The sequence below is a fragment of the Nocardia concava NBRC 100430 genome, assembly GCF_000308815.1.
Taxonomy (GTDB): domain Bacteria; phylum Actinomycetota; class Actinomycetes; order Mycobacteriales; family Mycobacteriaceae; genus Nocardia; species Nocardia concava.
Genome location: NZ_BAFX01000055.1, coordinates 20,626 through 30,425 on the forward strand (window position 1 = coordinate 20,626; position 9,800 = coordinate 30,425).

The following is a 9,800-nucleotide window of genomic DNA, read 5'->3' on the forward strand; positions in this document are numbered from 1 at the left end:
GGAACTCCTCAACGCTTCCGGGGCGGCGCGACGTGAACCGGCAGGCCCAGCCCGACCAGGGCGGCCTCCATACCGATCTCGCCGAGGGTGGGGTGGGCGTGGATGGTCTCGGCCAGCTCGTCGAGGGTCGCCTCCAGCGAGATCGCCAGGGCCCCTTCGGTGATCAGGTCACTGGCCGACGGGCCGATGATGTGCACGCCCAGAACTTCCTTGTGCTTGGCCCCGGCGACGATCTTGAGGAAGCCCTCCTGATCGCCGAAGGACTTCGCCCGGCCCAGCGCCGCGAACGGGAATTTGGCCGTGATGATCTCGTGGCCGGCGGCTTTCGCGGCGTCCTCGGTCAGGCCGACGCTGGCGATCTCCGGGTGGGTGAAGGTCGCGGCCGGGATGACGTTGTAGTCGATGTGCGCCGCGTGGCCCGCGATGGTGTCGGAGGCGACCAGACCCTGATGGGAGGCGACGTGCGCGAGCAGCGCCTTACCGGTGACATCGCCGATGGCGTACACGTGCTCGACGCCGGTGCGCAGGTGCTCGTCGACCGGGATGAAACCGCGTGCGTCCGTTTCGATTCCGGCGATGTCCAGGCCCAGCTCGGCCGTATTGGGGCGGCGGCCGACGCCGACCAGCACCACGTCCGCGGGCAGCTCCTGCGGCTTCGCGCCGCCGACGGTGACATTGAGGCCGTTGTCGCCCTGCGCGATCCCGGTGACGGTCGCGCCGGTCAGCACCTTGATGCCGCGCTTGGTGAACGAGCGCACCAGGGCGGTGCCGATCTCCTTGTCCTCCAACGGGACCAGGCGATCCTGCATCTCCACCACGGTGACGTCCGCGCCGAACTCGTGGAACAGGTTGGCCCACTCCGCGCCGACCGCGCTGCCGCCGATGACGACCAGTCGCTTGGGGACCTCGGTGAGGCCGAACGCGCCGTCGGAGGTGATCACGCCGGGCAGATCCGCGCCCGGGATCGGGAGGACGGCCGGGACCGAACCGGTCGCGACGATGATGTCCTTGGCGCTGATGGTGCGCACGGAGGTCGCGGTCGGGGCGGCGGCGTAGCGCGGGCCGCCCTCGAAGATCGGCGACGGACCGGCCTGGAAGACCTCGACGGTGGTCGCGCTCGTGAACTTCGCGTGGCCCTCGATCTGCGTCACGCCATTGGCCTTCAGCAGGCCCGCGACGCCGTCGGTCAGCTCCTTGACGATGCCGTCCTTGCGCTGCCGCACCGCGGCGTAATCGAAGCGGACATTATCGGCGTAGACGCCGAAGTCGGCCGCGGCCTGCAGGGTGTGGAAGACCTCGGCCGAACGCAGCATCGCCTTGGTCGGGATGCAGCCCCAGTTCAGGCAGACGCCGCCGGCGCGTTCCTTCTCCACCAAGCCAACATTCAGGCCCCGCTGAGCGGCGCGGATGGCGGCCACGTAACCGCCCGGGCCGCCGCCGATCACCAGAAGATCGAATTCCGGCACTCGTGGTGCTCCTCATCTCGATGTACTCACAGACCCGCTATCGGTTGTGATGCGGGTCATTCCGATCGAGTCTGTCGGTCACCAAATGCACAAACAAGGAACTGGAAGCCCATATATGACAGGAATCGACTGGGCGCTGAGCACAATTTGTACCCGCCGGTAGCGGGCATTCGACGGCTCTTCCGGCTCGCCGAAAAGGCTCAATCGTGCGTCGTGCCAGGCAGTTCCAGAGCGGCCAAGGCGAGGGAAAGTTCCACGTAGGAGCGCTGGCCCTCCAGCGGACGACCCAGCAGCATGGTGATGCGTTGGAGCCGGTTGATGACCGTGTTGCGATGGCAGTGCAACCGGGGTGCGGCGTTCGCGGCCGAGCAGTTCTCGGCCAGCCAGACGGCCAGGGTCCGCAGCAGAATGTCGCGTTCCTTGGGCGGCAGCTCCAGCACCGGGCCGAGGGTGCGCGACACCAGCAGATCGGTGAGGTCGGGGGAGCGCAGCAGCAGCGCCTCGGGGTAACGCTCGTCGAGGGAGACCAGTAAGCCTTGCTCGTCGCCGGAGACCGTCTCCAGCGCCAGCACCGCCAGACCGTGCCCGGTATCGATGCCCGCCAGCCCCTGGACCGCGGGGGAGACGCCCGCCCGGCCCCGGATCAGCGGCCGAAGCTGTTGCAGCACAGCCGAACTCTCCCGATGCTCGAGCGACACCAGCCCGACCGTCGAATCCACCCGGTCGTGCCACACCGACCGGATCCCGGTCACCCCGAGCGCCGCCTCGGCACCCATGTGCAGCGGCGGCCCGCTCTCACCGCGCGCCACGACCACCAGATACGCGCCGTTCGGCGGCAGATTCAGCTCCCGGCCCGCCCGCGCCGCGAAGGTGGCGTCATGGGCGCGGCCCGCCAGCAGATCCTCCATCAGCGAATGCCTGCGCCGCTCATCGCTGCGCACCCGATCCAGCTCGGTGGTCCGATACGAGGTGACCAAAGCCGACGACATCCCGTCGACGACCGCCCACATCACCGACCCCACCTGCCGGATCTCGCTCGGCCCGATGTCATCGGCCTTGTCCAGCAACGCTTCCCACACGATCTGACCGCCCAGCCGGAAGGTGCGCAGCATCGCCTCGAGCGGCACGCCCTGCTCGGCCCGCCGCCTGCCGATGGCCGCGGCGACATCGTCGCCTTCCGGATCCGGCTCCAGCCCACCCAGCAGATCCAGAATCCGCGTCAGATACCGCTTGCACCCGTCCCGCAGATCGGCGCGCGGCACCGCCGTGTAATCCGTCCACTCCGGGTTATCGGTCGCGATGGCCGCCATCAGCCGCTTAGTGAGCTCCGGCACCTCGGCCTGACAGGCCGCCGCCAACCGCTGCGTACCGAGCGTCGGTACCGGATGCCTGGGAGCCGCCATGATCCTCAACCTACGCCCGCTTCCCCAGCCTCCGTCGCAGCCCATCCCGCCCGCGCCATCACCGGCAGACTCCGCCCTCGTCATCCCGGCATGCTTTTGGCCGGGATCCACACCTCGAGGCGGTGGATTCCGGCCAAAAGCGCGCCGGAATGACGAAGGCTCGCATGTCAGCGGGATTCGATCGTGCCCAGGACCGGCTTGATGTCGAGGATGGGGGTGCCGTCGATGGCTTCCAAGCCCGCGACGGTGAGGGTCGTCGGCGTGGCGGCTGTCAGAGTGACCTCGTGGAGGCCGATGGGGTTGGGGCGGTCAGGGGAGCGGGTGGCGAAGACGCCGGTGGGTGGGCGGGTGCGGTCGCCGCGGGGGTGGACGGCGAGGGTGTCGCGGCGGCCCGCGTGCAGCCAGGTGAGGAGGATGACGCGCATGCCGGGGGCCAGATCGGCTGCGGCGGGGGCGTATTCGGGGGCGAGGAGGATGTCGGCGGGTGGGGCGTCCTCGTCGGGCTGGCGAGGTGCGCCGGTGCGGTCGGTGAGCGGAGAGCGGACGCGGCCTATCGGGCGCACTTCGAAATGATCGGGGCTGCTGGCGGATTCCGAGGTCACGACATTTCACGTTAGCGCCGCCATGGCGTCCGTGATCGGCTTCGGGCCGGGCTGTCACATTCGGGGCGCGCGATCGGTCAGGGAAGTGCGGGGGACACGCCCGCACGGCGCGGAGGGTCCGGCCGATCGTGATCGAGGAGACTTCGGACATGGGCAACGACGACCTGAATGTCGTGGCGCTCGAATTCGAGCTGCAGCGCGGACGGCTACAGGCGCTGGCCCAGCGGATGCTTGGGTCCGCGACGGAGGCCGAGGACGCGGTGCAGGAGGCGTGGCTGCGGCTGAGCCGGTCCGAGACCGCCGAGATCGACAATCTCGCCGGATGGCTGACCACGGTCGTCTCCCGGGTGTGCCTGAACATGCTGCAGTCACGGGGGACCCGCCGCGAGGACGCGCTCGAGGACTACGACGCCCCCGAGGCCGCCATCGGGCCGGAACAGGAAGCGCTGCTGGGTGATTCGATCGGCGCGGCGCTGCTGGTCGTCCTCGACACCCTCAGCCCGACCGAGCGGCTGGCCTTCGTCCTGCACGACATGTTCGCCGTGCCGTTCGAGGACATCGCCCCGATCCTCGGCAAAACCCCCGCCGCCGCACGCCAACTCGCCAGCCGCGGCCGACGCCGGGTGCGCGGCATCGACGAATTCACCATCGATCGCGAGCGCCAGCAGGAGGTCGTCACCGCCTTCCTCGCCGCCTCCCGCGGCGGCGATTTCGCGGCGCTACTGGAACTGCTGGACCCGGACGTGGTGGTGCGCGCCGACGCCATCGGCATCGCCATGGGCGCGGACGCGGAAGTCCGTGGCGCGCAATCGGTCGCGAACACCTTCGCGGGCCGCGCCAAGGCCGCGCGCCCGGTGCTGGTCGACGGACTGGCCGGACTCGTCTGGATGACGGCGGGCACCCCGCGCATGGTCTTCGATTTCACCGTCGTCGACGGTCGCATCACCGGCATCGAAATGCTCGCCGACCCGGTCCTGCTCGCCGAACTCGACCTCGAACCCCTGGGTTGAAAGCTTCTTTCTGCAATGTATTTGCTCGATAGCACAATTTTCACGAGAGATTAACGGCCACAGTGCTGCTCGGTTGGCAGAATGGGTTGCCGAACATTCCGACGAAACCGAGGGGAGTGCAATGAACGCAATGGCCGCGGCCATGCCTGTCGCACCGAAGCCGATCTTCCATTCGGTGGCGCGGCGAATCCGGGAATTCTTCGCCGAACAGACCCTCGCCCCGGAGCCCGGCGACGCGCGATTGCTCGCCCGCACACCCCTCGCGGTGCTCGGCCCCGCCACACCCCTCGGGCGGTGAGCCGATCAGCGGAAACCGTGGCGATACCAGTCGACACCACCACGGTTTCCGCTGATCGGACTGTGCGGCAGGATATTTCACGCCCATATCCATTGGACGGCGTATGATCGGCCACGATGGGCACCCGGGGTCAAAACGAGCACGTAGTGACAACCGACTGGGACGTGTTCGTTCACGCACTGGCCGGCTGCCTCGCGCGACTGCCCTCCCGCGCCACACTGATCTTGGTAGCCCCAGGTAACCGATACGTCCAGATCCAGCAGTTCGACATAAAACTCTCCGCCGAACTAACCGGCGATTACTATCTCGCCGAACCGATTTCCGCCGCCGCCGACCGCCTCTTACGCGATATCGGCTGGACCGCCCCCGTCCCCGCGCACGACATCGAAAACTGGAGCCGAACCCTGCTCTGGCCCATCCCCCGCAGCGGCCTCGAAGACCTCGCCCGCTCCGTGGCAGTCGGCCTCCACGAGGCCCTCGGCGTCTCCACCCCCGACGACCTCCGCGCCACCGGCTGGTCAGACTCCTCCGGCGACCTCGACCTCTCCGCCCTCGGCGCCATGGCCCGCCGGTAGACACGGCTGCCCGCCGGTAGACATTCCACGACAATTCCCGCCTTATCGGCGTCGGCTTCGCTGTCGTAGACAGCGGACTCCACTGTGCCGCAGTACGTTCGAATGCGATCACCACCGCGCCGAGGGAATCCGATGCAGCCAATGGACCCGAACCAGCCCAATCAAGAACCGTTCCCCGGCGACCCCGGTCCGAACGGACCATACGGCCCCGGCGGGCCCTACGGTCTCGTCCCGAACGGGCAGGTCCCGCCGCCGCCCGGCTGGCCACCGCAGTCCTACTCCTACGGCTATCCACCGTATCCGTATGTACCCCAGGCGTTCCCGACCGTCATGCCGGGCACGGTGCGCGCCGCCCGGATAGTTCTGTTCGTGGTCTCGGGCATCGGGGTGCTCGTCACCGTGGTGCAGGGCACCATGGGGGACCCGGATTGGCGCTCCTACATGGTCGGCTTCGACATCGTCCTGTATCTCCTGATCTGGATCATGGCTCTGCTGGCCTGCTTCTACACCTCGGGCCGCAATGGAATCCGGATCACCACGATCGTTCTCTGTGTGCTGCAGGGGCTCTCGAGCCTGGGGCAGATGAGCGCCGCCGGCAGCGGCCAGGCGGCTCGCGATGCCGCGAAGGCCGGGACCGGTTATGCCGGACCGCTCTACGGTGTCCTGACCTTCGGCACCGCACTGCTGGTATTGATCCTGCTGTCCCAAGGCGTCTCGGGCCGCTGGTTCAAGCGCCCCCGCTTCTGAATGCTCGCGCATGCCTCCCGAAACGAGGACGGGAGGCATGCGCTCGCCTCGTGGGGTCAGCCCACCAGGTTCTGGTGCAGCTTCAGGATGGTTCCGGCGTCGAGGCCGAGGCCCTTGGACAGATACTTGCCGAAGTCGCCGTACTGCTGCTTCATCTGATCGACGGCGACGTTCAAGTAGTCGTCGCTGACGACCTGCAAGGGAATGAGCAGGTCCGGATTCTGCATGATCCCGGCGGCTTTCAGTTGCGCCCGCAGCGCGGCGTCCGAGGCGGCGCGGTACTGGTTGGAGAGCAGGTAGTCCTGGCGTGCAACGCTTTCCGGCACACCCACCGCCTGCAACAGCACGTAGGTCATCCAGCCGGTGCGGTCCTTGCCCGAGGTGCAGTGGTACAGGAACGCACCCGGCGCCGCCGCTATCTCCTTGATGGTCTGCCCGAACTTCGCCGTCGCATCGGCGCTCAGGAAGTTGGTGTACGCGGTCTTCATGATCTGCTCGGCCTTACCGTCCCCGAGCAGCGCCTGCTGCTGCACCGGATCCTTGGACCCGATCGCCTGCGCTGTCTTCAGATAGATGCCCCCGTCATCGATCGGCCGCGAGACCGCGCTCACCCCGGCGGGCAACCTGTCCGCGCCCATACCCTGCACCTCGGGAGCCGTCCGGAAGTCGACCACGCTCTTGACCCCCAGCGTGCCCAGCTTCTGCACATCGGCATCGGTCAGCTTGCCCAGCGCATCGGCCCGAATCACCCTGCCGGACTTGGTCGAATCGCCGGTGTAGGTGATGTACCCGCCCACATCCCGCACATTCACCGCCCCCTGCAAGGTGATCTGCGTAGCCTCCTCCCGCGCGACCGGCGCAGCCCCGGCTCCCGCCGCCAACCCCACGACACCCGACAAAGCGAATACTGAAATACAAAGGCGCACAAACTGCTTGATCTTCATGGCCCGCGACGCTAGGGGTGCTTACGCCCCAATCGGCGGCTTCCCCGCAACCCTCCCACCCACCGAACATCACAACCCGATCATCGGGACATCAACTGGACGTAATCGATGACTAAGCCGGTCTCCCTGAGTAGGGCACACTCCAACGATGATCAAGCTCGCCTCGGGTTTCGCGTTGTTCGCGGCAATCGCCTCGACTGTCGCCCCCGCGACCGCCACGGCCGGAACACCGGTGCACGACAACAACTTCGAATACGCGGTCATCGATGTGAAGTACATCGGCCCGCTCGTCGTCAGCGACCGCGGATGGCGCAGAGCCGACGGAACCTTCGCGGTGGTGACGCTCACGATCACCAACATCAGCGGTAAACGACAACGTTTCTTCGGCTCGAATCGACTGTGCGACACCCGAGGACGCTGTTTCGATGAGGATGGGGAGGCTACCTACCGCATGTCTCCGGCCGCGACAGTGGACGAGTGGTCGCCCCTGAACCCCGGTGAATCCCTCGCGGTCCGGTGGGCATTCGACATCCCCATCGACGCCGAACCGGCCTACGTCGCGATGATCGAGTTGAGTGACCTGTTCGCCGACCCTGTAAAAGTGCCTGTGTGAAACAGCTGAGTTGTCACCGTGCTTCGAGGATTTCCTTCAGTAGGCGCAGGTCCTTGCGGTTTGCCGAGCGCATTGCGGGTTCCATCAGGATCGCGGCGACGCGGGAGAAGCCGGCGGGCTCGCCGCGGTTGCGGAGGGTGACCCTGGTTCCGCCATCGGCGGTGTCTTCGAAGGAGTAGTCGGTTTCCATGGGAAACGGGCCGTCTGCGGTTCGCATGACCAGTCGGCGGCCGGGCTCGTACTCGACCACTTCGTAGGTGTAGGCCAGTGATTGGCCGAGGAAGCGGGCCTGGAACGCCATTCGAGAGCCGACGCCGAAAGGTCCGTCGGACTGCACGTCCACCGACGCGATGTTCCGGTACCAGTCGGTGGCATTCGTCGGATTCATCACGAATTCGGCGACCCGGTCGCGCGGGCGTGCGATATCAATGCTGGTCACAACATCGACGGCCATGGGCCGATCGTAGGCGAGCCACCCCGGAAACGGCCGGAGCCCCAGCCGCCGAGGCGGATGGGGCTCCGAGAGCGCTTGCGCTGCTTCGTCGACCTAGGTGTCGACCGCAACTCAAGTTGTTGAATCGTGTCGTACTTTCGTTGCTACCCTATTTCCACCTGCTTGGCGAACTCATCGAAGGTGGACCGATTTGGTTTTCGGGCAGCAACGACTTGCGCGCGGAAGTTGGTCAAGGCATTCTGCACGGCAGGACGATTGCGAAGGCCGGAGGTCCTCAAAACATCATGAAGCTGACTGGGTGCAAAGGACAGAATTGACTCAACGATCGGTTGCCAGATCTGGACCGCCTTCTGCAACGGAAGATTCTTCCGGAATCGAAGTGAGTATGCGTCGCTCACGGCTGTTCCCACGAGCACCTCGCGTGAAGCGCCTATGGCTTCGACCGCCAGCATGATCGATCCCCGGAGCCCGAACCACTGGAGCAGCTCGAGTTCATCCTCGGTACGTGTCGGCACATCGATTTTGCCCAGTCGGGCTTTCTCGCCTTCGACGGCACGGAGCAAGCTTGCGACAAAAATGATATGCGGTGCAGTAATTCGTTCAGGAAAGACCCGGCTATAGGTCGAGTCTTGTTCCCAGATCTTTCCCTTCTCGTGATACGCCACGCCGGATTCTCCGTGGAAGGCAGCGAGAGCCTGTGCCGCCAGCTCGGCCGAAAGTTGGTTCTCGCCAGGGCGCTTGATGACATCTTCAGCGCCGCCGCGTCGACCCCCGTTGTAGCCGAGGACGCCGAGACCCTTGAACTCTGTGACGAGTCGGCGTTGGATGCTGTCGTTGCTTCGGAAGTCTGAGGCCTGCGTGGGGTTCTGGCGGTTGTTGAATCGGACAATATTCTGAACTGTCTCGAAATCATCGCACCGAATGAATCGAGTGAGCACATGGCTGCCCTGTCCGCCTTCAGGTGACGGCAGCGATCCAATTGCTCCGGTTGTCTGGGCACCATTAACGATGCCAAGTCCGGTGACTGTAACCGAACTGCCGTTATGAGAGAATTTATGCACTAGGGCAGTTATGCCGTTGTTGTACGCCCACAGGTTTCGGGGTTCGTTACGAACCGTTTCCTGAATTCCATTGTTTATGTTGCTCTCGGTGCGGCGACTGCCCAGGTAGTCTCGAACGTTCGGAGAGAAGAGCGCCTTCCCATGCTCTTGGAACACGCTGTGCAGCCAGTCCATCGGGACGCTTGTGCAGAGAGCTGTCCATTTGTCACCGCGCTCTTCGAATGCGCCTGGGACCTGAACGTTGAATGTGTCGGCAACCAAGATAGGCGTCCGTGAGTCGTTGTACCGGGCTGACAAAGTACGCCGCCCCAGTTCGGTATACGAGACTTCGATCATGCTGTCCGGATAAGCGAAGGACAAATGCCGATGCGCCGCATCGCGAGCTGCTCTGAGCTCGTCTGCTACCTGCTCGGACTCGGGAAGATTATGGACATACCAGATCTCTACGTTCTGTATCACGTCGTCGCTCAAGGCGTCGTGAAGTTCTCGCCATGCCGCAAGAAGCGTGTCGGGCACGCCGACGGGTTCGGTCTTCGACAGTAGCCAGTTGATCGCCTGGTTGAGAGTGGAAGCCTTACCTGCGGGTGCCTGCTTCTTGTTCGCGTTGGTTGCTTCGTACCCCTGAGC

The 9,800-nt window shown here is 65.5% G+C and carries 11 protein-coding genes; 5 read left to right on the plus strand and 6 right to left on the minus strand.

Annotated elements, in window-relative coordinates; translation table 11 throughout:
• Nucleotides 1-8: 8 nt before the first annotated feature.
• The 3 genes from lpdA to tsaA all read right to left on the minus strand — a co-directional run bounded on the left by lpdA (nt 9) and on the right by tsaA (nt 3,471).
• Nucleotides 9-1,466, minus strand: coding sequence for a dihydrolipoyl dehydrogenase (gene lpdA / locus ON43_RS11310; protein ID WP_040806627.1), 1,458 nt, complete (start codon nt 1,464-1,466; stop codon nt 9-11).
• A gap of 200 nt (nt 1,467-1,666) precedes the next feature.
• A complete protein-coding gene (locus ON43_RS11315) occupies nt 1,667-2,869 on the minus strand; it encodes a PucR family transcriptional regulator (RefSeq protein ID WP_040806630.1) in 1,203 nt (400 codons plus the stop codon).
• 167 nt (nt 2,870-3,036) lie between these two features.
• Nucleotides 3,037-3,471 carry a tRNA (N6-threonylcarbamoyladenosine(37)-N6)-methyltransferase TrmO gene (gene tsaA / locus ON43_RS11320; protein WP_218003237.1) on the minus strand — a complete coding sequence of 145 codons (435 nt, stop codon included), beginning with the start codon at nt 3,469-3,471 and terminating at the stop codon, nt 3,037-3,039.
• A 149-nt stretch (nt 3,472-3,620) separates the two neighbouring features.
• On the opposite strand from tsaA, the gene ON43_RS11325 reads away from it, so the two are divergent.
• From ON43_RS11325 to ON43_RS11335, 4 genes are all read left to right on the plus strand, one after another.
• Nucleotides 3,621-4,481: a sigma-70 family RNA polymerase sigma factor gene (locus tag ON43_RS11325; RefSeq protein ID WP_040806633.1), complete on the plus strand. Its 861-nt coding sequence runs from the start codon at nt 3,621-3,623 to the stop codon at nt 4,479-4,481.
• A gap of 121 nt (nt 4,482-4,602) precedes the next feature.
• Nucleotides 4,603-4,779 (plus strand): hypothetical protein, encoded by a 177-nt coding sequence (locus ON43_RS44765; protein WP_157514001.1) that lies wholly within the window; start codon nt 4,603-4,605, stop codon nt 4,777-4,779.
• Nucleotides 4,780-4,925: 146 nt separating this feature from the next.
• A complete protein-coding gene (locus tag ON43_RS42385) occupies nt 4,926-5,354 on the plus strand; it encodes a TY-Chap domain-containing protein (RefSeq protein WP_051178281.1) in 429 nt (142 codons plus the stop codon).
• A 141-nt stretch (nt 5,355-5,495) separates the two neighbouring features.
• Entirely contained in the window at nt 5,496-6,101 is a 606-nt protein-coding gene (locus ON43_RS11335; RefSeq protein WP_040806635.1) for a hypothetical protein, read from the plus strand.
• 56 nt (nt 6,102-6,157) lie between these two features.
• On the opposite strand, the gene ON43_RS11340 is transcribed toward ON43_RS11335, so the two are convergent.
• Complete coding sequence (locus ON43_RS11340; RefSeq protein WP_051178282.1) at nt 6,158-7,045, minus strand: tyrosine-protein phosphatase; 888 nt, start codon at nt 7,043-7,045, stop codon at nt 6,158-6,160.
• Between the two features lie 148 nt (nt 7,046-7,193).
• Between ON43_RS11340 and ON43_RS11345 the strand changes: the two genes are divergently transcribed.
• On the plus strand, nt 7,194-7,658 hold the full coding sequence (locus tag ON43_RS11345; protein ID WP_040806637.1) for a DUF4352 domain-containing protein: 465 nt from the start codon (nt 7,194-7,196) through the stop codon (nt 7,656-7,658).
• A 13-nt stretch (nt 7,659-7,671) separates the two neighbouring features.
• On the opposite strand, the gene ON43_RS11350 is transcribed toward ON43_RS11345, so the two are convergent.
• Both ON43_RS11350 and ON43_RS43625 read right to left on the minus strand, forming a co-directional pair.
• Nucleotides 7,672-8,112 carry an SRPBCC family protein gene (locus ON43_RS11350; protein ID WP_040806639.1) on the minus strand — a complete coding sequence of 147 codons (441 nt, stop codon included), beginning with the start codon at nt 8,110-8,112 and terminating at the stop codon, nt 7,672-7,674.
• 143 nt (nt 8,113-8,255) lie between these two features.
• Nucleotides 8,256-9,800: AIPR family protein (locus tag ON43_RS43625; RefSeq protein WP_157514002.1), on the minus strand; the 1,545-nt coding region annotated here is incomplete at its 5' end.